Annotated in this window: 28 protein-coding genes; 15 read left to right on the top strand and 13 right to left on the bottom strand. The window is 43.0% G+C overall.

Annotation, left to right across the window (positions count from 1 at the left end; translation table 11 throughout):
- Positions 1-32 precede the first annotated feature (32 nt).
- Positions 33-944 (top strand): N-acetylglucosamine kinase, encoded by a 912-nt coding sequence (gene nagK / locus EKN56_RS08525; RefSeq protein ID WP_130591388.1) that lies wholly within the window; start codon positions 33-35, stop codon positions 942-944.
- A 78-nt stretch (positions 945-1,022) separates the two neighbouring features.
- Here nagK and sodB read toward each other — a convergent pair whose 3' ends face one another.
- Positions 1,023-1,601, bottom strand: coding sequence for a superoxide dismutase [Fe] (gene sodB, locus EKN56_RS08520; protein WP_130591387.1), 579 nt, complete (start codon positions 1,599-1,601; stop codon positions 1,023-1,025).
- A 404-nt stretch (positions 1,602-2,005) separates the two neighbouring features.
- Between sodB and EKN56_RS08515 the strand changes: the two genes are divergently transcribed.
- Positions 2,006-2,347 (top strand): Grx4 family monothiol glutaredoxin, encoded by a 342-nt coding sequence (locus EKN56_RS08515; RefSeq protein WP_130591386.1) that lies wholly within the window; start codon positions 2,006-2,008, stop codon positions 2,345-2,347.
- A 50-nt stretch (positions 2,348-2,397) separates the two neighbouring features.
- On the opposite strand, the gene rnt is transcribed toward EKN56_RS08515, so the two are convergent.
- Positions 2,398-3,051 (bottom strand): ribonuclease T, encoded by a 654-nt coding sequence (gene rnt / locus EKN56_RS08510; protein WP_130591385.1) that lies wholly within the window; start codon positions 3,049-3,051, stop codon positions 2,398-2,400.
- 203 nt (positions 3,052-3,254) lie between these two features.
- Positions 3,255-3,662, bottom strand: coding sequence for a lactoylglutathione lyase (gene gloA / locus EKN56_RS08505; protein ID WP_221931556.1), 408 nt, complete (start codon positions 3,660-3,662; stop codon positions 3,255-3,257).
- Between the two features lie 242 nt (positions 3,663-3,904).
- Between gloA and EKN56_RS08500 the strand changes: the two genes are divergently transcribed.
- The 8 genes from EKN56_RS08500 (at position 3,905) to pdxY (ending at position 10,412) form a co-directional block, all read left to right on the top strand.
- Positions 3,905-4,144, top strand: coding sequence for a DUF1289 domain-containing protein (locus EKN56_RS08500; RefSeq protein ID WP_130591383.1), 240 nt, complete (start codon positions 3,905-3,907; stop codon positions 4,142-4,144).
- A 161-nt stretch (positions 4,145-4,305) separates the two neighbouring features.
- A complete protein-coding gene (gene sodC / locus EKN56_RS08495; RefSeq protein ID WP_130591382.1) occupies positions 4,306-4,827 on the top strand; it encodes a superoxide dismutase family protein in 522 nt (173 codons plus the stop codon).
- 342 nt (positions 4,828-5,169) lie between these two features.
- A complete protein-coding gene (slyA, locus tag EKN56_RS08490; protein WP_130591381.1) occupies positions 5,170-5,613 on the top strand; it encodes a transcriptional regulator SlyA in 444 nt (147 codons plus the stop codon).
- A 200-nt stretch (positions 5,614-5,813) separates the two neighbouring features.
- Positions 5,814-6,917: an anhydro-N-acetylmuramic acid kinase gene (gene anmK / locus EKN56_RS08485; RefSeq protein ID WP_130591380.1), complete on the top strand. Its 1,104-nt coding sequence runs from the start codon at positions 5,814-5,816 to the stop codon at positions 6,915-6,917.
- A gap of 67 nt (positions 6,918-6,984) precedes the next feature.
- Complete coding sequence (locus EKN56_RS08480; protein WP_168189632.1) at positions 6,985-7,293, top strand: MliC family protein; 309 nt, start codon at positions 6,985-6,987, stop codon at positions 7,291-7,293.
- A gap of 99 nt (positions 7,294-7,392) precedes the next feature.
- Positions 7,393-8,046: a pyridoxamine 5'-phosphate oxidase gene (pdxH, locus tag EKN56_RS08475; RefSeq protein ID WP_130591378.1), complete on the top strand. Its 654-nt coding sequence runs from the start codon at positions 7,393-7,395 to the stop codon at positions 8,044-8,046.
- A 105-nt stretch (positions 8,047-8,151) separates the two neighbouring features.
- Positions 8,152-9,423, top strand: coding sequence for a tyrosine--tRNA ligase (gene tyrS / locus EKN56_RS08470; protein WP_130591377.1), 1,272 nt, complete (start codon positions 8,152-8,154; stop codon positions 9,421-9,423).
- Between the two features lie 128 nt (positions 9,424-9,551).
- The gene (pdxY, locus tag EKN56_RS08465; protein WP_130591376.1) at positions 9,552-10,412 is read left to right on the top strand and encodes a pyridoxal kinase PdxY; all 861 of its coding nucleotides are present in this window, start codon (positions 9,552-9,554) and stop codon (positions 10,410-10,412) included.
- An 84-nt stretch (positions 10,413-10,496) separates the two neighbouring features.
- Here the strand turns inward: pdxY and gstA are convergent, their stop codons facing one another.
- The 10 genes from gstA to EKN56_RS08415 all read right to left on the bottom strand — a co-directional run bounded on the left by gstA (position 10,497) and on the right by EKN56_RS08415 (position 21,009).
- A complete protein-coding gene (gstA, locus tag EKN56_RS08460; protein ID WP_130591375.1) occupies positions 10,497-11,102 on the bottom strand; it encodes a glutathione transferase GstA in 606 nt (201 codons plus the stop codon).
- A 165-nt stretch (positions 11,103-11,267) separates the two neighbouring features.
- Complete coding sequence (locus EKN56_RS08455) at positions 11,268-12,701, bottom strand: oligopeptide:H+ symporter (protein WP_168189631.1); 1,434 nt, start codon at positions 12,699-12,701, stop codon at positions 11,268-11,270.
- A 124-nt stretch (positions 12,702-12,825) separates the two neighbouring features.
- Complete coding sequence (gene nth, locus EKN56_RS08450) at positions 12,826-13,458, bottom strand: endonuclease III (protein ID WP_130591373.1); 633 nt, start codon at positions 13,456-13,458, stop codon at positions 12,826-12,828.
- Positions 13,459-13,477: 19 nt separating this feature from the next.
- Entirely contained in the window at positions 13,478-14,173 is a 696-nt protein-coding gene (locus tag EKN56_RS08445) for an electron transport complex subunit E (RefSeq protein ID WP_130591372.1), read from the bottom strand.
- Positions 14,174-14,800 carry an electron transport complex subunit RsxG gene (gene rsxG / locus EKN56_RS08440; protein ID WP_130591371.1) on the bottom strand — a complete coding sequence of 209 codons (627 nt, stop codon included), beginning with the start codon at positions 14,798-14,800 and terminating at the stop codon, positions 14,174-14,176.
- A gap of 9 nt (positions 14,801-14,809) precedes the next feature.
- A complete protein-coding gene (gene rsxD / locus EKN56_RS08435; protein ID WP_130591370.1) occupies positions 14,810-15,859 on the bottom strand; it encodes an electron transport complex subunit RsxD in 1,050 nt (349 codons plus the stop codon).
- On the bottom strand, positions 15,860-18,037 hold the full coding sequence (gene rsxC / locus EKN56_RS08430; RefSeq protein WP_130591369.1) for an electron transport complex subunit RsxC: 2,178 nt from the start codon (positions 18,035-18,037) through the stop codon (positions 15,860-15,862).
- Positions 18,030-18,608: an electron transport complex subunit RsxB gene (gene rsxB / locus EKN56_RS08425; protein WP_130591368.1), complete on the bottom strand. Its 579-nt coding sequence runs from the start codon at positions 18,606-18,608 to the stop codon at positions 18,030-18,032. Before rsxB ends, rsxC begins: the two co-directional genes overlap by 8 nt.
- The gene (gene rsxA / locus EKN56_RS08420) at positions 18,608-19,189 is read right to left on the bottom strand and encodes an electron transport complex subunit RsxA (protein ID WP_130591367.1); all 582 of its coding nucleotides are present in this window, start codon (positions 19,187-19,189) and stop codon (positions 18,608-18,610) included. The genes rsxB and rsxA overlap by 1 nt, the downstream gene beginning before the upstream one ends.
- A 113-nt stretch (positions 19,190-19,302) precedes the next feature.
- Positions 19,303-21,009, bottom strand: a complete 1,707-nt coding sequence (locus EKN56_RS08415) for a formate--tetrahydrofolate ligase (protein WP_130591366.1) — start codon at positions 21,007-21,009, stop codon at positions 19,303-19,305.
- Positions 21,010-21,255: 246 nt separating this feature from the next.
- On the opposite strand from EKN56_RS08415, the gene EKN56_RS08410 reads away from it, so the two are divergent.
- The 5 genes from EKN56_RS08410 to rlmA all read left to right on the top strand — a co-directional run bounded on the left by EKN56_RS08410 (position 21,256) and on the right by rlmA (position 25,299).
- Positions 21,256-22,248 carry a bile acid:sodium symporter family protein gene (locus EKN56_RS08410; protein WP_130591365.1) on the top strand — a complete coding sequence of 331 codons (993 nt, stop codon included), beginning with the start codon at positions 21,256-21,258 and terminating at the stop codon, positions 22,246-22,248.
- 212 nt (positions 22,249-22,460) lie between these two features.
- A complete protein-coding gene (locus tag EKN56_RS08405) occupies positions 22,461-23,387 on the top strand; it encodes a Kdo(2)-lipid IV(A) acyltransferase (protein ID WP_130591364.1) in 927 nt (308 codons plus the stop codon).
- A gap of 290 nt (positions 23,388-23,677) precedes the next feature.
- Complete coding sequence (gene cspE / locus EKN56_RS08400) at positions 23,678-23,887, top strand: transcription antiterminator/RNA stability regulator CspE (protein WP_047780981.1); 210 nt, start codon at positions 23,678-23,680, stop codon at positions 23,885-23,887.
- Positions 23,888-24,087: 200 nt separating this feature from the next.
- Positions 24,088-24,294, top strand: a complete 207-nt coding sequence (locus EKN56_RS08395; RefSeq protein WP_130591363.1) for a cold-shock protein — start codon at positions 24,088-24,090, stop codon at positions 24,292-24,294.
- A gap of 183 nt (positions 24,295-24,477) precedes the next feature.
- The gene (gene rlmA, locus EKN56_RS08390) at positions 24,478-25,299 is read left to right on the top strand and encodes a 23S rRNA (guanine(745)-N(1))-methyltransferase (RefSeq protein WP_130591362.1); all 822 of its coding nucleotides are present in this window, start codon (positions 24,478-24,480) and stop codon (positions 25,297-25,299) included.
- Positions 25,300-25,306: the final 7 nt, after the last annotated feature.

Below are 25,306 nucleotides of genomic sequence, written 5' to 3'. Positions count from 1 at the left end.
AGTCAGGGATAAATATTATTTAGGAGTCTGATATGTATTATGGTTTTGATATGGGCGGCACAAAGACGGAACTGGCCGTATTTGATGCAGACTTAAATCAACTATGGCAGAAGCGAGTTCCAACGCCTAAAGATGATTATCAGGCTCTGCTACAGGTATTTATCGATCTTACCAGTGAAGCTGACCAACGGTTTAATACCAAAGGGCAGGTAGGGGTAGGTATCCCGGGAATTGTTAATGCCAAAGAAGGAACGGTATTTACCACCAATGTGCCAGCGGCTAAATATAAACCATTGGTAGCTGACTTGACCCATTGTTTACAGCGCCCGGTGAAAATTGACAATGACGCCAACTGTTTTGCACTCTCAGAGGCATGGGCCCCTGAATTTCGTCAATATTCAACGGTACTGGGATTAATTCTGGGTACTGGTGTCGGCGGTGGGTTTGTGGTCAATGGAAGAGTGATCTCCGGTAAGAATGGCATCGCGGGTGAAATAGGGCATTTGAATCTGACCAGCGCCGCCGATAAAGTGCTGACTGATGCGGTACCTCAAATAGTCTGTGGCTGTGGCAAAATGGGGTGTTTTGAAGGCTATCTGGCAGGGCCGGGGTTTGAACGAATCTACCGCAGTTTTTATCAAAAGCCGCTGACCGCGGTGCAAATAATTGAAGATTATCATGCAGGTGATGCATCAGCTAAAGTTCATGTAGAGCGCTATCTCACTGTATTATCGATCTATTTTGGCAACATCCTGACATTATTTGACCCACATTTATTAGTGATTGGTGGCGGGTTGTCACAGTTTGATGAAATCTATCGCCTATTGCCTGAGTATTTGCCTCAATATCTGTATGGTATAGCGACCTTACCGGCTATTGAAAAGGCGCGTTATGGTGACGCCGGTGGAGCAAGGGGAGCGGCCTGTCTTAATTTGGTCGATTAATCAGGATAGATGGATGAGATAAAAAATGCCGCAATGATATGCGGCATTTTTGTGTTGCGAGATAGTCAGGCGAGATAATTAAGCCAGATTCTTAGCAACGAATTCCCAGTTAACCAGCGCCCAGAAATTTTCTAAATATTTAGGACGGGCATTACGGTAATCGATGTAATAAGCATGTTCCCATACGTCTACGGTTAACAGTGGTTTATCACCGTCTGTCATCGGGTTAGCCGCATTGGAGGTATTTACGATAGCTAATTTACCGTCAGCTTTTTTCACCAGCCATGTCCAACCTGAACCGAAGTTTTTTACGGCTGAATCAGATAGTTGTTCTTTAAATGCAGCGAAAGAACCGAAGTTTTTAGCAATAGCGTCTGCCAGTACACCTGTTGGTTCACCACCCGCTTTAGGTGCCAGACAGTTCCAGTAGAAGGTATGGTTCCAGACTTGTGCTGCGTTATTAAAGATACCACCAGAAGATTTCAAAACGATCTCTTCCAGAGATTTACCTTCAAACTCAGTACCTTTTACTAAGTTATTCAGGTTAACAACGTAAGTGTTGTGGTGTTTACCGTAATGATATTCCAGAGTTTCAGCCGAAATGTGTGGTTCCAGGGCATCTTTAGCATAAGGAAGGGCTGGTAGTTCAAATGACATTTTATTGCTCCTCAAGAAAAAAATAGTGCTCATTGATTTCATCAACCCTGAGAAAAAGTTGTATGAATCATGAGTCATTTGCAAGAAAACTGTTATTACTTTGTTATAACTTCTGATTTTATCAACTTTTTTTTATATTTAAAGGGAAATAGTGGAAAAGATTGGTGTCTGAATCGGGATATATCAATGAAGAAGCCGGTATCAAAGGAACTGAAGAAAAATAAAAATTAGTTTATGCGTTAACTTTTGCCTGAAATAAATCAGGTAATTGCGTTATAAGCCAGGCGCCATAGAATGCTTTCTATCTGCTATAATATAACCCTATAAAAAGTGGTATTTTTTCCTGTCACTATAGTCGCTACAATAGTCATACAATAAGCGCAATGTCTGCTTGAGGAAGCAAAATAATGACGACACTAGAAAAGATTCAGCGCCAAATCGCTGAGAACCCAATTTTACTCTATATGAAAGGCTCGCCAAAGCTGCCTAGTTGTGGTTTCAGTGCTCAGGCGGTTCAGGCACTCTCCGCTTGCGGCGAGCGTTTTGCCTATGTGGATATTCTACAGAATCCGGATATTCGTGCTGAATTACCTAAATACGCTAACTGGCCAACTTTCCCTCAACTATGGGTGAACGGTGAACTGGTTGGTGGCTGCGATATTATTCTGGAAATGTATCAACGCGGTGAGTTGCAGACATTACTAAAAGAAGCTGCGGCAAATACCGACTCTCAAGACGCAGAGTAAATAATTCTTTATTGAAATATAAAGCCCCGATTTTCGGGGCTTTATCATAATTAGTCTCTGACTTGCTGGTCGGGTGTTATTGGCCAGCCACCAAGTTTTTTCCAACGGTTAACCAGTTCACAAAACAGTTCAGTGGTTCTTTCAGTATCGTAAAGGGCTGAATGAGCCTGAGAGCTGTCAAAAGGGATACCTGCCGTAATACAGGCTTTTGCCAGTACGGTTTGCCCAAGCACTAAACCACTTAGCGCTGCGGTATCGAAGGTTGCAAAAGGGTGAAAAGGGTTACGTTTCAGGCCTGCTCGTTCTGCGGCGGCCATGAGAAAACTATGGTCAAATGTGGCGTTGTGCGCAACGACAATAGCCCGGTTACAGTTTTGATCTTTAATTCCTTTACGTACCATTTTAAAAATGGCGTGTAATGCATCATGTTCACTGACCGCTCCACGCAAAGGATTAGTCGGGTCGATACCGTTAAAGGCCAAAGCATCAGGGGAAAGCACAGAACCTTCAAAAGGCTCAATATGAAAATGCAGAGATTGGTCGCGCATCAACCAGCCCTGATCGTTCATTTTTAAGGTAAAGGCGGCTATTTCTAATAACGCGTTAGTTTTTGCGTCAAATCCTGCGGTTTCCACATCAATCACAACGGGGTAAAACCCGCGAAAACGCTCGCTTAAACTGTTTTGAGTATTATTATCAGCCATGTCTACCTGTTCTTTAAAATTTTCGAGCCGCTATTATGCCAAATTTTACCATTCGATGCTTGGTATAATCATTATCTCAGACAGGGATAATCCCAAAACTAAGAAATAACGCTAACCGATCATCAGAAACGATAATATGAGAAAATAGAGGTGTTTATTGAGCATACTGAAGTATGCTCAACGATAGAAAATAGAGATATGAATTAATTACCTAATGCCTGACTTGCTTGCTTATTTTCAATCAATTCAATTTTATAGCCATCAGGATCTTCGACGAATGCGATAATAGTAGAACCACCTTTTACCGGACCGGCTTCGCGAGTAATGTTTCCACCCGCTTTGCGTATTTGGTCGCAAGTCGCAGCAACATTATCAACACCCAGAGCAATGTGACCGAACGCCGTTCCCATATCATAACTTTCGACGCCCCAGTTGTAAGTCAACTCAATAACTGCACCCTGACTCTCATCACTGTAACCGACAAATGCTAACGAGTATTTATATTCGGTATTTTCACTACTGCGTAGTAAACGCATACCTAATACCTTGGTATAGAAGTCAATAGAACGCTGTAAATTACCAACTCGTAGCATGGTATGAAGCAAACGCATGTCGTTATCCTCTTGGTTGTTAAATCTTTCACTCGGTAAATTTGCACAAATTATTCTGCCGCTCAGTATACCCGAGACTGAGCCGAAGTGTTTAATGATTGCTATCGTAGGCTCTGAATAGGTTGGTGAGGGGGGAATCGTCATGTCTGAATACAATAAACTCCTTGCTTTTTATCATAGTTCAATCTATTACCTATCAATACTGATTATTTTGTTTGCTAAGTAATTCGCTGAGTCTGACTATGCCACAGCAATTGGAATTTTTTGATATCCCTTCGCCATGCCGCGGCGTTTGTCAAAGTGACAGCCGGGGATATTGTCTGGGCTGTTTTAGAAGTAGGGATGAACGCTTTAAGTGGATGACGTTAAACGATACGGAAAAACGGGATGTTTTACGTCTCTGTCATCAACGTCGCCTTATCAGAAATCGCAAAGCAATTGCTCAAGATGATAATCAACCAGAGCAACCTTCTTTATTTTAAATTCACTACTTCTTTCGAGTTATTAGTAAGTTAAAGCGCTTTCATTTAATTTGTATAGCGTGATAACGATCACTTGGCGCGATGTTTACCCTGAAATCGCTCTGTTTATCGCCCATAATTAAAAGGCTTAGATAATAAGCGATTTATTTAAAGGATAAACAATGAAACGTTATTTAACCGCATTAGCTGCTCTGGTTATTTCTGGTGGAATTCAGGCTGCAACTGTTGAAGTTCCTGTTAATAGTGTTTCCGCTGAAGGAATCGGACAATCAGTGGGTACTGTAACCATTAGTGAAACAGATTATGGCTTGCTGTTTACCCCTAATTTAAAGTCATTACCGGCAGGCGTGCATGGATTTCATATCCATGAGAAAGGAAGCTGTGAACCAGGAATGAAAGAGGGGAAAGCGGTTGCTGCATTAGCTGCTGGAGGTCATTTCGATCCAGAGAAAACGGGTAAACATCTGGGGCCTTATGCTAATGGTCATTTAGGTGATTTACCTGCTGTTTACGTTGCTGCTGATGGAACGGCGACTTATCCGGTATTAGCACCGCGCCTGAAAACGCTTGAGCAAATTAAAGGTCTTGCCTTAATGATTCATGCCGGAGGGGATAATCATGACGATCACCCGGAACCACTTGGCGGTGGTGGTGCCAGATCGGCCTGTGGTGTAATCAATTAATTTATCACACACATTATAACTTAATTAATTTAACTTTTTTTTCATCTATTAACGCCAATATATGTTGGCGTTAATTTCAATCTGTAATTATTTAACATTAATATAATAATTAATTCAAAATTAATCAATATATCAAATCCATTCACATCTCATTGAAAATAAATATAAAAAATCATTAACGCTATAATTTGAATGATTAAAGTACATGTTAATTGTCGTTCAAATCATATTTATTGAAATTAATTGCAGATTAATGTTTTAATTATTAGCAATTGAGTGGTGAAAAAAGTCATAATTAGCTTCGTAATAATATCATTCACTTTACGACTATTGGATTAACATATGAATTCAAAAACTGAATATACATTAGGTGCAGACATTGCACGATTAGTACGCAGCTGGCGTAGCATCATCGATCTCCAGCTTAAACCGATTGGCTTAACTCAAACGCATTGGATTACGCTTTACTATTTAAATGGCTTACCGCCAAATCAATCGCAAATACAATTAGCGAAAGCAATTGGAATAGAGCAACCTTCATTAGTTCGTACTTTAGATCAATTAGAAGGAATGGGATATGTAAGAAGAGATCCTTGCCCATGCGATCGCAGAGCAAAACAAATAAATCTGACTGAGGACGCTAAACCAATTTTAGGTCAGGTGAAAGAGGTTGTTGATGGAGTGAGAGAAGGCATTCTGCGTGGCGTTAAGGACGAAGAGTTAGCAACATTTGTCAATCTGATCAGGAAGTTTGAGCAAAATATTGCTGATTTATCTGGGAAATAATTTTCTGGCGAACATAAGATTAATTATCTTAGTGTGAATTAATGGTTAAGCACCCCCGTTAGGGGTGCGCACCTTATCTTCGTATAACAATGCTTCCACACTTTTCCTCGATTTATCTCTGGTAATTGCTAATTATTTTGCTCTAATACTTGCTCTGGTCATTTTGATTTTTTCATCACAATCACTGAGAAGGTATAACCATGAAAGCAGGCAATTATATTGGCGTCATGTCAGGCACCAGTCTGGATGGTGTCGATGTAGCATTAGTCAAAATTGATAACGCCACAGTTACACAAACTGCCAGTTATTCACATCCAATGCCTGCAGATCTCAAAGCGGATGTTTTGTCGGTATGTCAGGGACAAAAAACGACACTATCTCAAATTGGTCAATTAGATCTTCGTTTAGGTATTCTGTTTGCTGAAGCCATCCAGGGTTTACTGAATACTCATCATATTAAAGCCGAAACCATCACTGCTATTGGATGTCATGGACAAACGGTGTGGCATCAGCCAGAAGGCACTTATCCTTTTACTATGCAACTTGGGGATAATAACCGCATTGCTGCCACTACCGGCATTGTGACCGTTGGTGACTTTCGTCGAAAAGATATGGCGTTTGGCGGACAGGGAGCGCCACTGGTACCCGCTTTCCATCAGGCATTGTTGATGGTGGAAGATGAGCGGCGAATTATTTTGAATATTGGTGGTATCGCTAATTTATCATTACTGATTCCCAGAAGTGATGTCACCGGGTTTGATTCGGGCCCGGGAAATATGTTGATGGACGCCTGGATTCAACAGCAACAGGGGTTACCTTATGACAAAGATGCTTTGTGGGCGCGTCAGGGGCAGCTCTGCGAACCTTTATTACAACAAATGATGTCAGATGCCTACTTTGCGTTACCCGCGCCTAAAAGCACCGGAAGAGAGTATTTCAATATACAGTGGTTACAGCATCATTTAGCCACATATCCTCATCTCAAACCTCAAGATGTGCAGATGACACTGGCTGAATTAACCGTGCGAACCATTATCGATCAGGTAAATGCTTCTGGTGGTTGTGACCGGTTGCTGGTATGTGGCGGTGGAGCACGTAACCCATATTTGATGGCGCGTATGGCAGAAATGCTTCCGGAGAGCGTGGTAGATACTACAGATAACTACGGTATAAGCGGTGATGATATGGAAGCCATTGCATTTGCATGGTTAGCGGCTCGGACATTGTCAGGATTGCCGGGAAATTTACCCGCGGTTACCGGAGCATCCAAAGCAACAGTGTTAGGGGCTATCTACACGCCATAGTCTAAGCTTAGATACGGTTATCTATTTATATTGTGTTTTTTCTTATCATTAACCAATGGGAGAGATGATGAAAAAGTTATTAGCAGGATTATTCGTTATGGGGCTGGCCGGTTGTACTGTAACAACAGAACAGCGGGTTGAAGGTACAGCGCTGAACTATCAATGCGAAAGTCAGCAGCTGTCGGTAATACTGAATAATGAGCAACAGCTGGTTAATGTGATTATTGCCGGAGAACCTCAGCAGCTTCATCAGGTAGTATCAGCTTCCGGTGCAAAATACAGTAATGATAAATATTCATTCTGGTCTAAAGGTGATACCGCAATGGTGTTGAAAGGTGACAATATCATTATTAATGATTGTAAACTGGTTCAGTAATCGATTATTTTCTGTTGGTTTTCTTTTCTACAAGGTTTGAAATCCAGCAGCAGTGAGTGCAAGATAAGGCAAAATAAGATACCAATAGGTTTTCTGATTATGCCAACTCAATTAAGTGATGATATAGCTGACCTACGGCGTGAATACACTCAGGGTGGTTTGCGCCGGAAAGATTTACCTGAAGATCCTCTGGCTTTGTTTGAACTCTGGTTAAAGCAAGCCTGTGAAGCCCAAATCCCCGATCCTACTGCAATGTGCGTTGCTACCGTTGATGCTCAGGGGCGACCTTCTCAACGTATTGTGTTACTAAAACACTATGATGAAAAAGGTTTTGTCTTTTATACCAATTTGGGCAGCCGTAAGGCGCAGCAAATTGCACAAAATAATCAGGTCAATTTATTATTTCCTTGGCACTTTTTTGACCGACAGGTGATGGTTTCCGGTAAGGCCGAGCGACTTTCATCCATCGAAGTACTGAAATACTTTCACTCACGCCCTAAAGACAGCCAGATTGCCGCCTGGGTATCTCAACAGTCATCCCGTATCTCAACTCGTGGTGTACTGGAAAGTAAATTTCTGGAGTTAAAACAGAAATTTCTTCAGGGTGAAGTTCCATTACCCAGTTTTTGGGGTGGATTTCGCGTCAGTATTGAAGAAATGGAGTTTTGGCAAGGTGGTGTAAATCGGTTACACGATAGATTTGTTTATCAACGTACAGAAAATCACTGGAATATTGACCGACTGGCACCTTAAATACTGGTCATTGCGTTAATCGGCGTTTATGCTATCCAGTTCATTAAAACTAATTAATTCAGCGGTAATAAATATCGCATCTTATAACAACGGAGTTATGTATCGATGGCGAATAACCTGATTAAACAATTGCAGGAGCGGGGGCTGGTAGCCCAGGTTACGGACGAAGAGGCACTGGCAGAACGACTGGCGCAAGGGCCTATCGCGCTGTATTGTGGCTTCGATCCTACCGCTGACAGCTTGCATTTGGGCCATTTGGTTCCGTTATTGTGTTTAAAACGTTTTCAGTTAGCCGGACATCAGCCCGTTGCATTAGTGGGTGGCGCTACCGGTTTGATTGGTGACCCTAGCTTTAAAGCAGCTGAACGTAAACTGAATACCGAAGATACGGTTGCTGATTGGGTGGATAAAATTCGCCAGCAAGTTTCACCGTTCCTGGATTTTGATTGTGGCAGCAACAGCGCCAAGATGGCCAACAACTATGATTGGTTTGGTGGCATGAAAGTGCTGACTTTCCTGCGGGATATCGGTAAGCATTTTTCTGTTAACGCGATGATTAATAAAGAAGCGGTAAAACAGCGTCTGAATCGTGATGATAGCGGAATCTCTTTCACTGAGTTCGCCTATAACTTACTACAAGCCTATGATTTTGCCTGTCTGAATAAAGAACATGGTGTTGAACTACAAATCGGTGGCTCGGATCAGTGGGGTAACATCACGTCCGGTATCGATTTAACTCGTCGTCTGCATCAGAAACAAGCTTATGGCTTTACCGTACCGTTAATTACTAAGTCTGATGGTACCAAGTTTGGTAAAACTGAAGGCGGTGCGATTTGGTTAGATCCGAAGAAAACCAGTCCTTATAAGTTTTATCAGTTCTGGATCAACACTGCTGATGCGGATGTGTATCGCTTCCTGAAATTCTTCACCTTTATGAGTATTGAAGAGATTAATGCACTGGAAGAAGAAGACAAAAACAGCGGCGTAGCTCCACGTGCTCAATACGTGCTGGCAGAGAAAGTCACTCATTTAGTGCATGGCGCTAAAGGGTTAGATGCAGCAAAACGCATCACTCAAAGCTTGTTCTCTGGCGAACTGGCGGATATTACTGAAGAGGACTTTGCACAACTGGCTCAGGATGGTATGCCGGCAGTTGAGTTGGAAAATGGTGCTGATTTACAGCAAGCCTTAGTCAGTGCAGAGCTGGTTCCGTCACGCGGTCAGGCCAGAACTATGATTAGTTCAAATGCAGTCACGATCAATGGTGAGAAACAATCCAGTCCGGAATATGTCTTTACCGATGGCGATCGTCTGTTTAATCGTTATACGTTATTACGTCGTGGTAAAAAACATTATTGCCTGCTGATTTGGAAATAAGCTGGAAATAAATTGTTCCATAAATTCGGTCGCTAAGCGGCCGAATTTTTTGCCTTGAGCGTAGTATTCATCGTCTGATATCTGACACAATATTGCTAATACCTTTCTTATCTTAGGGACATGCCATTATGAAAAATATCTTATCCATTCAATCCCACGTGGTATATGGCCATGCTGGGAATAGCGCAGCTGAATTCCCAATGCGCAGAATGGGTGTGAACGTATGGCCGCTAAATACGGTACAGTTTTCTAACCATACTCAGTACCGTCAATGGGAAGGGTGCGTAATGCCCGCCAGTCACTTAACGGATATTGTTCGTGGCATCAGTGAAATTAATCAATTGGTTCGTTGTGACGTTGTTTTAAGTGGGTATATTGGCTCTCCGGAACAGGGAAAGAGTATTTTAAATGCGGTGGCATCAGTTAAAGCCGCAAACCCTAACGCGCGCTATTTTTGCGATCCTGTCATGGGGCATCCGGAAAAAGGCTGTATTGTTGCGCCAGGCGTTTCAGAATTTTTCTGCCAGGAGGCATTACCTCTGAGCGATATGATGGTGCCAAACCTGCTGGAGTTAGAAATATTAAGCGGTAAAACCATTACTTCGGTTGATGAGGTTGTCAGTGCTGCTCGTGAGTTGTGTAAGCAAGGCCCTGAGCTGATTTTAGTTAAGCACTTGAGTCGTGCAGGCTATCGTGCAGATGCCTTTGAGATGGCGTTGGTTACACCTGATGAAGCATGGCATATCAGCCGCCCGCTAGTGGATTTTGGACCTCGTCAACCGGTTGGCGTTGGTGATATTACTAGTGGTTTGTTACTGGTTAATTTATTACTGGAAAAATCGTTGCCAGATGCACTGGAACACGTAACCGCTGCGGTTTATGAAGTGATGCTGGAAACTCAACGCAGAGGAGAGTATGAACTGCAATTGGTGGCGGCACAGGACAAAATGGTTAACCCGGAACATCATTTTAAAGCAATTAAGCTTTAAAATGGCATCGATATGTATCGTAATGTTTACAAATAAAAAAACGGGCCAAAAGGCCCGTTTTTTTATCTTCTGACTAAGAAAAAATCAATGTAAGCCTTCTGCTTTAAGCGCAGCAGCTGTCGCTGGTCTGGCGGCAATTCGTTCCATATAGGCAGCCAGTGATTTTAATGCGCTTAGATCCAGTTTTACCGCTGCAGCCCAACGGGTCACGGTAAACAGATAGGCATCCGCTACGCTGAATGAAGCGCCTAAAACATAGTCTTGTTTTTCCAGTACGCTATCAACATAGGTAAACTGCTTGAGTAATTTCTCTTTAGCAATTTTCTTATATTCTTCAGGTGTTTGTGGATTGAACAGCGGGCTAAAGCCTTTGTGCAGTTCGGTTGAAACAAAGTTCAGCCATTCAATAGCGTGGTAATACTCGGGGGTTCCTGCACCTGGCATCAGGTGTTTACCCGGAACTTTATGTGCAATGTACTGAACAATAGCCACACCTTCAGTCAAAATACTGCCATCATTCAATTCCAGGGTAGGGACTTGGCCTTTTGGGTTAACGGCCAAAAAGTCTGCACCATGCTCAGTTTTCTTGGTGGCTAAATCCACTTTTTCTACTGAGTAGTTAAGGCCGCTTTCATTCAGAATGATGTGAGGGGATAACGAACAGGCACCTGGCTTATAATATAATTTCATTAAAACTCTCCGTGCAGTTAAAGGTATGAGACTAACGGGATAAAACCTTAAGGTATCGTATTGTATCCTGCCTGAAAGATGTTTGATATATGTTGTTAAATGGTAACTAAATATCAGTAGAAAAAGTGGTGGACTGCAAATATACCTTGTTAAGAAGCGATTAAATCAAGACGATTCACTCTGCATCATTCGGTGTATTAATGGTGCTGAGATGACCATTAGTACTGCGATCACCGCAGCCACGATACCGAACTTCATAAACCATTCACCGTATAACGCCAGAGAGATGTAAGGCGATTTACTGTCCAGTGGCGCAATAGTTTGTGTTGCAATTTTACCAGCCATCAAAGCCGCTGCAGCAAAGGTGAAAAACCACATTGAGGTTATAAAATTTTTCAATTCCGACGGTACCATGCGGTTAACCACAATAAGCCCTAATGCGGAGATCGACAGATGGCCAATGCTGTGTAAGGCATAGCTTAAAATTAACCAGTTAACCGAGATAAACCCTGAACTGTCAGAAAAAGCCGCGCCCCAGGGTAAGACCAAAAATGAAGCGGAGCAAAGCACCATACCAATAGCTAATTTATGGGGAATAGGCAGATAACTACCCAATCGATTGTATAAGGCTGCGAGCATAGGCGCGGTAACAATAATCCAGATAGGATTTAGCACCTGAAATTGTTCAGGCAAAAACGAAACGCCTAATATCTGATGGGAAACGTGATTAATCGCAAAAAAGTTAAGCGAGGTAGGGATTTGAAGATAGAGCGTGAAAAAGACAAACACTATCAATAATAGAATAAAGATAACGCCTATTTTCCGGCGTATTTCAGGCTTAAGATGAATGAGCTCTTTCCAGTAAAATATAACGCTGATAATGACTAAAACTGCTAAAACCCAGGGCGCGGCAGTCTGATTACGTAACAGAACTACGCCAAAAAGTATGGCAACGGCAATAATAGTCGTTACCAGTAAACCGCTCTTTATGGAAACTGGCTGTTGGTCAGCCAGAGCGCCTTGTTTATCGAGATGATGTTTGCCGAAAGCTAAATGGATGATGACCAGAAACATACCAAATACTCCCAAAGAAAAGGCAATATTCCAGTCATAATGATGGGCAACCCAAGGGGTCAAAAGTATAGCGATAGTAGAGCCGAAGCAGGCCAGGATATGATATAGCGTAAAGCGAGTACGGTCATAAATACCCGATAACAGGGTGGCAGGATTCGTTTTAAACAGCCCATGACCTACTGCAATGGCAGCCAGACCGGAATAAATAAGCTTATTTTCACGGGTAGAAAATACCAGCAGGACATAACCAGCCATCATGATTAACGAACCTAAAAGTAGAGTGCGTTTAATGCCGATAACCTGTTCACCCAACCAGCGACCAACTGAAATAAAACCAAAAGCCAGAGCGACATAGACAGAGAATAGTCTGAAGGCCTCGGCCTGTGTTAGTTCAAGTTGCCAGACGAAATAGAGAGGAAGGATGCACTGTAAACCGTAATAGCTAAAACGCTGCCATAACTCCAATATCGATACCAGATAGAAAGAGCGGGACTGGTTGAAAAGATCCTGAGTTGCTATAGACACGATCACCTCTGACTTTTAGATCGTCTAACGAGCGGCGATATTGATTAATTATGGCATTAAGTTTAGCTAAAGCAGTAGAAAACCCAAGGGGTTACCATCAGATTACTAGCGCTTGCAAATCATTCTATTCAGTCTTTTCTTTAAACTCGCACAGGTCTTCAATTAAACAGGAACCGCAACGAGGTTTACGGGCAACACAAGTATAGCGACCGTGTAGAATTAACCAGTGATGACAATCAACTTTGAATTCAGCCGGAACGACTTTAAGTAATTTTTCTTCTACCAGTTCAACGGTCTTACCTGGGGCAAAGCGGGTACGGTTACATACGCGAAAAATATGAGTATCAACAGCAATAGTTGGCCAACCAAAAGCCGTATTTAAGACGACATTAGCAGTTTTACGACCCACTCCCGGTAAGGCTTCAAGCGCGACACGATCTTCAGGCACCTGACTGTTATGTTTCTCAATTAAAATACGGCAGGTCTTAATGACATTCTCAGCCTTGCTGTTAAACAGGCCAATAGTCTTGATGTACTCTTTAACACCGTCGACGCCTAACGCCAGAATAGTCTCGGGCGTGTTGGCAATTGGATAAAGCTTAGCCGTTGCCTTATTTACGCTAACATCCGTTGCCTGTGCTGAGAGTAATACAGAGATCAATAGCTCAAATGGGCTGGAGAACGCCAGTTCAGTGGTAGGCGTAGGGTTGTTATCACGCAGCCGGGTTAATATTTCTATACGTTTTGCCTGATTCAAACCGGGTATCCTTACTTTATTATTTAATGTTTTCACCTGACAGAGTGGAGATTTTTACCTCTGTGTTTTTTTGTTTATAGGCTTTCATTTTCTCATCAATAACATATTTCAGTGCCAGCAGAAAACCGAGGCCTAAAAAAGCACCGGGAGGTAATATTGCCAACAGGAAAGCATTATCCAGATGCAACACCTCGATACGTAGTACCTTGGCCCAGGAACCTAACAAAGAATCGGCTCCGTCAAACAGGGTACCATTCCCCAGAATTTCACGCATGCCGCCCAAAATAAACAGCACAATAGTTGCACCAAAGCCCATAGCAAAACCATCCAGTGCAGATAAGGATACCGGGTTTTGCGCGGCATAGGCTTCTGCCCGGCCGATAACTATACAGTTGGTAGTAATCAGAGGAATAAAAATACCTAATGATTGATACAGGCCATAGGCGTAGGCATTAATCAACAATTGAACGACGGTAACCACGCAGGCAATGATCATAACGTAGATAGGAATACGGATCTCTTGTGGTACCCAGCGGCGCAGAGCGGACACGGCTACGTTGGTACAAACCAGAACCAGCGTGGTCGCAAGACCAAGGCCAAGAGCATTGGTTGCGGTAGAAGAGACCGCCAGCAGAGGGCAAAGGCCTAATAGTTGAACCAGCGCAGAGTTGTTCTTCCACAAACCCTGATTAAGCAGCGTTTTTATTTCGCTCATTTACTCTGCCTCACAGTGGGGTAATGATTCAAATTGCTGGTGATGTTGCTGTATATAGAGCGTCGTCTGTTTTACTGCTTTTACCACCGCTCTGGGAGTAATAGTGGCCCCAGTGAATTGATCAAACATACCGCCATCTTTGCGTACCAACCATTGCTTATCCTGTTCACCATTGACCTGTTTTCCAGAAAAATGGGTGATCCAGTCAGAAATACGTAACTCTATTTTATCGCCCAGTCCGGGAGTTTCATGATGTTCAAGGGTACGAACACCTAGCACGTTACCATTAAAATCAGCAGCAACCATTAATTGAATAGCGCCAGAGTAGCCATCAGTCGCCGTGGTTTCTATGACTGCCGCGACCGGAGCATAGCCTTTACGGGCGATAAACAACCGATGGGCACGATCGGTTCCTAAGGAGTTGTCTGTGACAACGTAACACTCATTCTGTAATGCGTTATCATAAATAGTTGCAGGAATCACCTGATCAAAAAGCGCTTTTTGTTGTTGAATCGCCTGTTTCTCTATCGTAGATTTCGTCAGCAGATAAACACCTGAAGTAATACCAGTTGCCAGTGCGGCATAAAGGGCTAACGTCAGGCCGTGTCGTCTCATGGTACTCAGCATGGGGGCTCCTTAGCGATGTCCATAAGCACGAGGTTGAGTATAGTGGTCGATCAACGGTACGGTAATGTTTGCCAGTAAAATAGCAAAAGCTACCCCATCAGGATAACCTCCATAACTACGAATCAGCCAAACCAGCACGCCAACTAACACACCGAAAATCAACCGACCTTTGACCGTAGTACAAGCTGTTACCGGATCGGTAATAATAAAAAAGGCACATAGCATGCTGGCTCCCGAAAGCAGGTGAAACCACGGAGCCGCATTATGTGAAGGATCCAGTAGCCAGCCAATGGTGGAGACAATGGTTAACGTTAGTAGAAAACTAACGGGAAGATGCCATTGGATCACTTTCTTCCCAAGCAGGAATAGTCCGCCAAGCAGGAATCCGACGTTCACCCATTGCCAGCCAATACCCCCCAAACTGTTATAAATGGGCTGACTTAATACTTCAGTAATGCTGTGACCGCTGCGCAGTCCGGTCTTTAAGGTATCTAACGGTGTGGCCTGACTGACACCATCAACCCCTAGCATTAATTTGAAAACATCATCACCTTGAGTGCTGTGTCCACTAAAAATAATACTCAGTGTATCCATCAGGCTGATATGGGTTGCCTGTAGCGGAGCTGGAGGCAACCAACTGCTCATTTGTACCGGGAAGGAGATCAACAGAATAACGTAACCAACCATCGCCGGATTGAAAGGATTTTGTCCTAAACCCCCATACAGCTGCTTGGCGATTACAATAGCGGCAAAAGTACCGATAACAATAATCCACCAGGGTGCCAGAGGAGGAATGCTGATACCCAATAATATAGCGGTTAGCAGGGCAGAATTATCGCTTAGCTGGGAGGCAATTGGCTGATGCCGCAGCTTCAATACCGTGGCTTCAGCGCATAAGGCAACAAATGAGGCCAGCATCACTTGAATTAAATTACCGTAACCAAAGAAATACCATTGAGCAGCAATTCCCGGTATACAGGCCAGTACCACCAACAACATTAATCGCTGTGTTGATTGCTGACTGTGTGAAAATGGTGAACTGGTTATACGAAATGACATCTATTCTTCACCTGTTGCGGTTAACTGAAGTGCGGCCTGTTGAGCTTTACGAGCTTTTACCCGAGCAATAGCCTCGGCAACGGCAGCTTTACGCTCATCGACTTCGGGTACGGGTTGCGTCTCAATGGTTTGGTCTTGCTGTTCAGAGAATTCAGATTGTTGCTGTATTTCTTGACGTTGCTCTTTTCGCGCTTTAGCACGGACGATAGCTTCAGCTACCGCCGCTTTGCGAGCGTCCACAGATTCTGAGGCTTGTTGAGTAACAGCGTCTTTTTGGTTTACGGATGTTATGACAGGCTCTGAATTAGCTTGTTGCTGTGCCTTACGCGCCTTAACGCGAGCGATAGCTTCGGCAACCGCATTTTTACGATCGTCTGTATCAGAAACATTTTGTTCAGCAGGTTTTATCTCATCTTGCTGCTGTTGTTCTTTTTTCGCTTTGGCGCGAGCTATAGCGACAGCCAGCGCGGCTTTACGTGGGTCTTGCTCAACATCAATATTATTGCTAACTGAAGTTTCTGGTTGTTCTGTCGTTTTACTGACTTGACGTTGAGCTTTTCTGGCTTTTCTGAGCGCAATAACAGCGCTGTTATCCGGTAGTAATTTACCATCGACGGATTTAATTACCGGTATTGTTGAGCTATTACTATCTTCAACGGATTTCTGCTGATTTACTCGTTCCAGCGCGGCCTGAATAATATGATTGTCTTTATCATCTAAACGGGTTTCAGCCTTTTTATGGCGCTGTTGACGTGCTAATTTCTCTTTTTCCAGACGAGCCTGTCTGGCTTCAAAACGAATTTTGGCGGTACGGGCCAATTCAGCTAATTGATCCTGTTCGCGAATTTCTGCTTTTTCCTGGCGGTAGTATTGCACCAAAGGAATATTGCTGGGGCAAACGTAAGCACAGGCACCACACTCTATACAATCAAACAGATTATAGTTACGCGCCTTTTCATGCTCCTTGCCGCGACTGAACCAGTAAAGCTGTTGGGGTAATAATCCTGCCGGACAGGCATCGGCACACTGAGTGCAACGAATACAGGCCTGCTCTTGCTGTGGTGGTTCAATTTCATCGCGGGAGGGCGCAATAATACAGTTGCTCATTTTGGTTACCGGCACCTGGATATCCGGTAATGCAAAGCCCATTAGCGGGCCACCCATAATCACCATCGGTTTGGTTTGAGGCTGATATAGCGCCTGTTGCAGAAGCTCAGACACAGGAGTACCCAGAAGTACCCAGAAATTACCTTTATCCTGAAGTGCTTCTCCCGTTAGGGTAACAATACGCTCGATCAGCGGTTCACCATTAATCACTGCACGTTTGATGGCGTATACCGTCCCAACGTTCTGCATTAATACACCAATATCCGATGAACGTCCGCCATGTGGCACTTCAAGCCCGGTAAGGATCTTTGTTAATTGTTTAGCGCCGCCGGAAGGATATTTAGTAGGAATAACTCGTAAGAAAATATCTGCCGATCCGTTACGTTGTAACGCTTGTTTTAACTGTTGAATGGCTTCTGGTTTATTGTCTTCAATACCAATCAGAATGCTTTCAGGCTTCAGTATATGACGCAGGATTTCGCAGCCGGTAATCAGTTCATCGGCATATTCCTGCATCAACCGATCGTCGGCGGTAATATAAGGTTCGCATTCGGCACCGTTAATGATCAGGGTATTTACCCGGCTTAACGCGCCGTTGATTTTGCTGGCAGTAGGGAATACCGCACCGCCTAAACCTGCAATACCGGAACGATGAATATGAGCAATTAGCTGTTCCGGTGTATAAGACAGGTAATCATCCAATGTCTTTAATTCAGTCCATTGTTCAAGGCCATCTGGTTTCAGGTGAATACAACGTTCAGGAATGGCTGATGGATGAGTACTTGGATAATAACCGATATCCATAACTGTGCCGGATGTAGAGGCATGTACCGGTAAAGCACGGTTCTTACCGGTGGTTAGCTTTTGGCCTTTAAGAACATAATCGCCTTGTTTTACCAACAGGTCTCCTTGCGGGCCAAGGTGCTGTTGCAGAGGGATCTGTAAGTAATCCGGTAGCGCAGGGCGTCGGATAGGGATAAGGCGCGTTTGATCTTTCATCTCCGGAGGATGAATGCCACCGTCGAAATCCCAAACTTTAGTTTTTCTGAACTTAGCAAATAGATCAAACATGTGAATTAATCTCTATCACTTTAACGGGTATGGCTTGCAGGTCCCATTTCCAGGTTGAGGTTGTCTGTTCCACCGGACGCATTTCAATACAGTCTGTAGGGCAAGGAGCAACACAAAGATCGCATCCGGTACAAAGATCGGTGATTACGGTATGCATTGCTCTGGTTGAACCAACGATGGCATCAACAGGACAAGCCTGAATACATTTGGTACAGCCAATACAGTTGTTTTCATCAATAAATGCCACTTTACGTACCGGATTACTCTCCATAGTGGTTTGATCAAGTGGCTGAGGTTCGATGCCTAGCGTATCTGCCAGTTTTAGCATCACCGCTTCACCACCAGGGGCACATTTATTAATCATTTCACCATTATTAGCCACGGCTTCGGCATAGGGACGACAGCCGGGATAACCGCATTGACCACACTGGCTTTGGGGCAATAATGCCTCCACCTTATCAACGATAGGGTCGGCATCCACCTGAAAACGTCGGGCAGCAAAACCCAAAATAGCACCACACACCAACGCCAGTAGCGTCAGTGCAATAATGCTGGACCATAAAGAAAACATTAAAACCTTACCAACCCTGTGAAGCCCATAAATGCCAGTGACATTAATCCGGCGGTAATCAACGCGATGGATGAACCTTTAAATGGAGCAGGTACATCGGCAGAGGCCAGACGTTCACGAATAGCGGCAAAAAGAACCATAACAAATGAAAAACCAACCGCAGCGCTAAAGCCATACACGGTAGACTGCATAAAGTTGTGAGATTGATTAACGTTAAGTAACGCTACACCCAGCACCGCACAGTTAGTGGTAATTAATGGTAAAAATATTCCCAGCAGACGATAAAGTACCGGGCTGGTTTTACGCACGACTAACTCTGTGAACTGAACCACAACGGCGATAACAAAAATAAACGCCAGGGTGCGCAAGTAGGACAACCCTAACGGTTCTAAAATATAATTTTCAACCAGCCATGCACAGATGGAGGCAAGCGTCAGCACAAATGTTGTTGCTAATCCCATTCCGATGGCCGTTTCCAGCTTTTTCGACACCCCCATAAAAGGGCATAAGCCTAAAAACTTAACCAACACGAAGTTATTGACAAAAACAGTGCCAACAAAAAGTAGCAAATAATCGCTCATTAAACTGCCTAAAAGAGAAGAAGCCGCCATATTATCAATAATTGGCGGCTTAATCACAACACTGTAAGTGTAGGGGTATTGGTATTTACCTCTATAGAGGTAAATAAACGACGTTAACTCAGGCCAATAATTTCTCCAGATTGATCGATATCAATATTACGATAGGCGGGTAGTGTACCTAAACCCGGCATAGTCATAATATTTCCTGCGTAAGCGCGGATAAACCCGGCACCAGCAGAAACCCGGAAAGAAGAAATAGTGACAGTAAAATCTTTTGGCACATTCTTTAACGCCGGATCGGCACTGATCGACAACGGCGTTTTTGCTATACATAACGGAAGATGACCAAACCCGGCTTTCTCCAGTTGTGCTAACTGGTCAGAGGCTTGAGCGGTCAGGACTGCCTGTTTTGCGCCGTAAGTATTAACCAAAGTCTGCACTTTTTCCAACAGGCTAACGTTATCAGGATAGAGCAAGGTGACTTCCTGTTGTTTTTCGCATACTCCGGCAACCAGTTCAGCCAGTTTTGCTGTTCCGGCACCGCCAGCAGCAAAAGCATCACTGATTTCTACGCCTTGAGCACCGCAGGATAGGGCGTATTTACGTAGATACTCCAGCTCTTCACCCGAGTCGGTTGGGAATCGGTTAATGGCGATCACAACCGGTAAACCATAACGTTTGGCGTTGGCAATATGCCAGCCTAAGTTTTCACAACCTTGTGCTAATAATTCAACGTTGCTTTCGGCTATTTCTGCTGGCAGAGGTTGGCCCGGTTTAATATTAAATTTACCGCTATTGGCTTTCAGGCTGCGTAATGTAGCCACCAATACCACACAGGATGGTTTGATGCCGGACTGGCGATATTTGATATTGAAGAATTTCTCCATTCCCATATCAGAACCAAAACCCGCTTCGGTTACGACATAGTCCGCCTGTTGTAAACCAATACGATCGGCAATAACCGAGGAGTTACCGTGGGCAATATTGGCGAAAGGCCCGGCATGGATCAGTACCGGTGTATTTTCACTGGTTTGCATCAGGGTTGGCTGGATAGCATCTTTCATTAATACTGTCATGGCACCGGCCACTTCCAGACGCTCAGCAGTAATAGGCTTACCGTTAGTATCAAGAGCCAGAATTACACGACCAATTCGTTGACGCATATCTTTCAGGTCTTCTGACAGAGCAAGGATCGCCATCAGTTCAGAAGCGGCAGTAATATCATAGCCATCAGCGCGCTCAACACCGTTAACTCCACCGCCAACACCAACAGTGATATGACGTAAAGCACGGTCGTTATGGTCAACAACCCGCTTCCAGAGAATATGGTTCATATCAATATTTAACGCAGGCAGGCCAGTCTGTTCGGTGAACTGATCTCCCAGACGGTGTTCATGATATAGACGTGCATCTAATGCTGCTGCTGCCAGGTTATGCGCTGCGGTTATTGCATGAATATCGCCAGTAAGATGAAGGTTTAATTTCTCCATCGGCAACACCTGAGCTTTTCCTCCTCCGGCAGCACCGCCTTTTACGCCAAACACCGGGCCAAGACTTGGCTGGCGAATACAGGCAATACAAGATTTGCCGATAAAATTAAAACCTTGACTTAAACCAATAGTCGTCACGGTTTTACCTTCACCTAATGGCGTAGGAGTGATGCTGGAAACTAAAACCAGTTTACCTTTAGAAGCCTGAGAATTGATTAATGACAGATCGACTTTGGCCATACTGGGCCCATAAGGGATAAGGTATTCTGAGGTGATGCCATAACGTTGTGCAATTTCTTGAATTGGCTTAAGTGATGGTGAAGATGCCATTCTCTACATGATCCTATGTATTAAAATCAAGATACCCAGCGGGCGGGAGTAAGCGAAGGCCAAATTATGTCATAAATCAAAGTAAAAATGGGTAAGAATAATCACTTTATTTGTCTTTTCGTTTTGATAAATCTGCTGACAATGAAGTAAGGATATCGTTTGCGTAATGGCAAAATTTGCATTTTTGCTAAAACGGCATAGATTACGAGATTCGATTAGTGGGTATGTAGCTAAAGGTTGTTTTCCATGTCGTGGTTGAAGTTTTTAAAAGTAGATACTTTTCTGGTTATGTTGATTGGCGTGATGATTTTAGCAACGCTATTTCCCTGTGAAGGGGATGCCAGAGTGTTTTTTGGTTATCTGACTAAAGCTGCAATTGCGTTACTGTTTTTTATGCATGGAGCAAAGCTGTCCCGACAAAATATTCTTAATGGTATTCGACACTGGCGTTTGCATCTGATTGTTTTCGCCAGCACATTTGTGTTATTTCCATTATTGGGCCTTAGCCTGACAGTGTTTGTGCCCGATTTAATGTCAACGGGCATCTATCTGGGTTTTCTTTATCTTTGTGCTTTGCCTGCTACCGTTCAGTCAGCGATAGCCTATACCTCTATTGCTGGTGGCAATGTAGCTGCGGCAGTTTGTAGTGCTTCTGCATCAAGTTTATTAGGGGTATTTATTTCACCCATTCTGGTTGGGCTTTTGATGCATACCCAAGAGGGGAGTCAGGACACGTTACAGGCAATAATTGATATTATAATACAATTAATGTTGCCTTTTATTATTGGGCATATATCTCGTCCCTTTATTGTTAATTGGATTGAAAAATATAAAAAATTGATTAATGTCACCGATCGCAGTTCTATTTTATTAGTGGTGTATACCGCCTTTAGCGATGCGGTTATTGGTGGAATATGGCATCAGGTTAATCAATGGTCCCTGTTAATTATTATTATTTTTTCAATATTACTATTAGCAATTGTATTAGTTATTAATACCTGCCTGGCCAGATGGATGGGTTTTAGTATTCAGGATGAAATAACGATTATATTTTGTGGGTCTAAAAAGAGCCTGGCTAATGGCATACCTATGGCTAATGTGCTTTTCCCTGCTGCATCCGTTGGGATGATGGTGTTACCATTGATGATCTTTCATCAAATCCAACTCATGGTATGTGCATTTTTAGCACAACGCTATGCAAAGAAAATCGCTATAATAGAAAAATCGAACAATAAATAACTGCACCAATATTTTAATTATTGAAAATGTTATTTTATGTAAATAATTGTCTTGATAAGAACTTGCTTATCAAGCCGTTGTCATACAGTATGCACAGCGTTGTCTCAATTACACGTTAATTTGCTATCTCTTTTAGCCTATTAATATCTACTTGAACAAAGGCTAATTTTGTCCATTAGCGCTGCGTTGCAGCAAGAGAAAGCAGAACCTGAATGTCGAAATTTAAACAACCTGAATTTCATTACTCCTACCTAATGCCAAAGTATTGGTTAACCTGGTTTGGGCTTATTACGCTCTATTTATTAGTGCAATTACCTTATCCGGTGATTCATTTTATTGGTACCCGGACTGGTCATTTATCAATGCGCTTTTTAAAGCGTCGTAAACATATTGCCCGGCGTAATTTGGAACTTTGCTTTCCAAATCTGAGTTTAGATGACAGAGAGAAGCTTCTGGTTGAGAACTTTGAATCATTAGGAATGGGGCTACTGGAAACGGGAATGGCCTGGTTTTGGTCCGATAATCGGATCAAAAAATGGTGCAAGGTTGATAACATTGAAATCATGTCACGTATTCGTGCTGATGGAAAAGGGGTGTTGCTGGTCGGCGTCCATTTTTTAACCCTCGAATTAGGGGGCCGAATTTACGGCATGTATAACCCTGGTGTTGGTGTATACCGCCCGCATAATAATAAACTGATGGATTGGATTCAGTGCAAAGGTCGTAGCCGTTCAAATAAGTATTTTATTGATCGTCATGATATTAAAGGCATGATCCGCGAATTGCGCAAAGGGGAGATCCTTTGGTATGCGCCCGATCATGATTACGGCCCGCGTAATAGCGTATTTGCGCCATTCTTTGCGGTTCCTCAAGCGGCAACGACTATTGGAACCAGCATATTAATGCGTCAGGCTAATCCGGTAATATTGCCCTTTACGCCAAAACGCCATATTGATGGTAGTGGTTATACCGTGATGGTAACTGAACCACCAACCGGCTTCCCGATGGATAACTCCACGGAAGCAGCAAAATTTATGAATAAAGTGGTTGAGAAAGAAATATTGAAAGCACCTGAGTTGTATATGTGGCTGCATCGTCGATTTAAGACGCGGCCAGCAGGTGAGATATCTCTTTATTAATCAATTTATAAGGGTGAAAAGTAACCAGTTACGTTGTTTTACCCAAAAGAGTGAGAAATCGCTTGCGTTATGTGGTTCATTATGAGTAAATGTGAACCGGCCTGTGCTACAGACCTATTTATGTACGACATTAGAGTAAAGCAGTTCCTTCTTAAAGCCGTTATCTTTTGATTTCGCTTATTAGACGAACATCTTCTTAGTGCCTCCATAAGTAATGACTCTGAAAATCTGGCCATAATGCCTATACCCTATGATGTATGGCAGGTTAACTAATTTAAAGGTAAGTAAAGATGTCCAAGAAAACTGGCAAAGTTAAATGGTTCAATGAAAGCAAAGGTTTTGGTTTTATTGAGCAAGATGATGGTGGTAAAGACGTATTCGTTCACTTCTCTGCTATCGCTAGTGAAGGTTTTAAAACTCTGGCTGAAGGCCAGAAAGTTGAATATACCATTCAAGACAGCCCACGCGGTCCAGCAGCTGCAAACGTTGTTGCTCTGTAATTAGCAGCAAACGTTAAGGAAGATAAGATAAGTCTCTGACTTTCTTAACTTCAGTGACAAGGAACCCGCATCGCTGATGCGGGTTTTTTTGTGGTCTTGGAACAGAAAATTTACTTGAACCTGATATTCCAGGTACAGATGTTGTAAAAACTTACTGTAGAAGGAAATGAAATAACTGAATAAATTAAGAGGTAAAAATTATGACCCTAAGAATGGGACTCGTAAAATGGTTTGATAAAAACCAAGGTATCGGTTTAATTACTCCACTTGATGGTAGTAGTGAACTTTATGTAGATCGTAAATCAATCGCGACATCCACTAAATCATTGACTGAAGGGCAAAACGTAGAGTTTTCTACTTATAAGACTTCCCGCGGTCTGTTAGCAACGGATGTTATCGCATTTTAATCAGTTAATTGACAACGATATGGAGGAAGAGATTAATTAAAGTTTCTGCATTATTAACGTGTTAAATCACAATTAACACGCCTCTCAAACCTTGCTGCTTTAATGTTATACTTCCTTCATAAAAATTTTATTTACTAACATATCGGTATTTCCGATATCCATTATTTTCGCCGGGATTTCGCTATGCAATATCAATGTCCACTTTGTCATCAACCGTTGCAATTGGACAATCAGGTATGGCAATGCAGTAATCGCCATCAGTTCGACCGGGCAAAAGAAGGGTATGTGAACCTGATGCCTGTTCAACACAAAAAATCTAAAAATCCCGGTGATAACCAAATGATGATGCAAGCCCGCCGCCAGTTTCTGGATGCGGGTTATTATCAGCCATTAAGAGATGCCATTCTCGCACTGCTGGATAGTTCATTACCTGATGATTTATCGCCTCAGGCACTGTTAGATATCGGTTGTGGCGAAGGTTATTACACCGGCCTTATCGCTGAAGAATTAAAACAACGCAGATACATTGCGGTGTATGGCCTGGATATTGCAAAAGGTGCAATACGTTCAGCCGCCAAACGTTATCGTTCTGCTGAATTTTGTGTCGCATCCAGCCATCTTTTACCCTTCAGTGACCAATCTATGGATGCTGTATTAAGAATCTATGCGCCCTGTAAGGCTCAGGAGCTCTGCCGGGTAGTTAAGCCAGATGGTTTGATTGTGGCGGTTACTCCCGCCCCTAATCATTTAATACAGCTTAAAGGGCTGATCTATCAAACCCCTCAATCTCATGAAGATAGTGAAGAACAAATAGAAGGGTTTTATCTGATAGAAAGTCAGCGTTTAAGCTATGGATTGAATTTACCGGGTGAGCAGACGGTTAATTTACTACAAATGACACCGTTTGCCTGGAAAGCCTCAGAACAGTTGATCGCTGAGCTTTCTGATAATACCGATTTTTATTGTGAAACCGATTTTTACATCCGTTTATACCGCAAAAAATAGTAAACGG

The organism is Limnobaculum zhutongyuii, assembly GCF_004295645.1.
In the GTDB taxonomy this organism is placed as follows: Bacteria; Pseudomonadota; Gammaproteobacteria; order Enterobacterales; family Enterobacteriaceae; genus Limnobaculum; species Limnobaculum zhutongyuii.
The sequence above is the reverse complement of the archived record's forward strand: the minus strand, read 5'-3'. Positions and strand labels throughout refer to the sequence as shown.

Bases quoted from the DNA above. Each gene is read 5' to 3' on its own strand.
- nagK (WP_130591388.1), top strand. From the start codon at position 33: ATGTATTATGGTTTTGATATGGGCGGCACAAAGACGGAACTGGCCGTA.
- sodB (WP_130591387.1), bottom strand. From the start codon at position 1,601: ATGTCATTTGAACTACCAGCCCTTCCTTATGCTAAAGATGCCCTGGAA.
- rnt (WP_130591385.1), bottom strand. From the start codon at position 3,051: ATGGCTGATAATAATACTCAAAACAGTTTAAGCGAGCGTTTTCGCGGG.
- gloA (WP_221931556.1), bottom strand. From the start codon at position 3,662: ATGCGTTTGCTTCATACCATGCTACGAGTTGGTAATTTACAGCGTTCT.
- EKN56_RS08500 (WP_130591383.1), top strand. From the start codon at position 3,905: ATGCCACAGCAATTGGAATTTTTTGATATCCCTTCGCCATGCCGCGGC.
- sodC (WP_130591382.1), top strand. From the start codon at position 4,306: ATGAAACGTTATTTAACCGCATTAGCTGCTCTGGTTATTTCTGGTGGA.
- slyA (WP_130591381.1), top strand. From the start codon at position 5,170: ATGAATTCAAAAACTGAATATACATTAGGTGCAGACATTGCACGATTA.
- anmK (WP_130591380.1), top strand. From the start codon at position 5,814: ATGAAAGCAGGCAATTATATTGGCGTCATGTCAGGCACCAGTCTGGAT.
- EKN56_RS08480 (WP_168189632.1), top strand. From the start codon at position 6,985: ATGAAAAAGTTATTAGCAGGATTATTCGTTATGGGGCTGGCCGGTTGT.
- pdxH (WP_130591378.1), top strand. From the start codon at position 7,393: ATGCCAACTCAATTAAGTGATGATATAGCTGACCTACGGCGTGAATAC.
- tyrS (WP_130591377.1), top strand. From the start codon at position 8,152: ATGGCGAATAACCTGATTAAACAATTGCAGGAGCGGGGGCTGGTAGCC.
- pdxY (WP_130591376.1), top strand. From the start codon at position 9,552: ATGAAAAATATCTTATCCATTCAATCCCACGTGGTATATGGCCATGCT.
- gstA (WP_130591375.1), bottom strand. From the start codon at position 11,102: ATGAAATTATATTATAAGCCAGGTGCCTGTTCGTTATCCCCTCACATC.
- EKN56_RS08445 (WP_130591372.1), bottom strand. From the start codon at position 14,173: ATGAGCGAAATAAAAACGCTGCTTAATCAGGGTTTGTGGAAGAACAAC.
- rsxG (WP_130591371.1), bottom strand. From the start codon at position 14,800: ATGCTGAGTACCATGAGACGACACGGCCTGACGTTAGCCCTTTATGCC.
- rsxD (WP_130591370.1), bottom strand. From the start codon at position 15,859: ATGTCATTTCGTATAACCAGTTCACCATTTTCACACAGTCAGCAATCA.
- rsxC (WP_130591369.1), bottom strand. From the start codon at position 18,037: ATGTTTGATCTATTTGCTAAGTTCAGAAAAACTAAAGTTTGGGATTTC.
- rsxB (WP_130591368.1), bottom strand. From the start codon at position 18,608: ATGTTTTCTTTATGGTCCAGCATTATTGCACTGACGCTACTGGCGTTG.
- rsxA (WP_130591367.1), bottom strand. From the start codon at position 19,189: ATGAGCGATTATTTGCTACTTTTTGTTGGCACTGTTTTTGTCAATAAC.
- EKN56_RS08415 (WP_130591366.1), bottom strand. From the start codon at position 21,009: ATGGCATCTTCACCATCACTTAAGCCAATTCAAGAAATTGCACAACGT.
- EKN56_RS08410 (WP_130591365.1), top strand. From the start codon at position 21,256: ATGTCGTGGTTGAAGTTTTTAAAAGTAGATACTTTTCTGGTTATGTTG.
- EKN56_RS08405 (WP_130591364.1), top strand. From the start codon at position 22,461: ATGTCGAAATTTAAACAACCTGAATTTCATTACTCCTACCTAATGCCA.
- cspE (WP_047780981.1), top strand. From the start codon at position 23,678: ATGTCCAAGAAAACTGGCAAAGTTAAATGGTTCAATGAAAGCAAAGGT.
- EKN56_RS08395 (WP_130591363.1), top strand. From the start codon at position 24,088: ATGACCCTAAGAATGGGACTCGTAAAATGGTTTGATAAAAACCAAGGT.
- rlmA (WP_130591362.1), top strand. From the start codon at position 24,478: ATGCAATATCAATGTCCACTTTGTCATCAACCGTTGCAATTGGACAAT.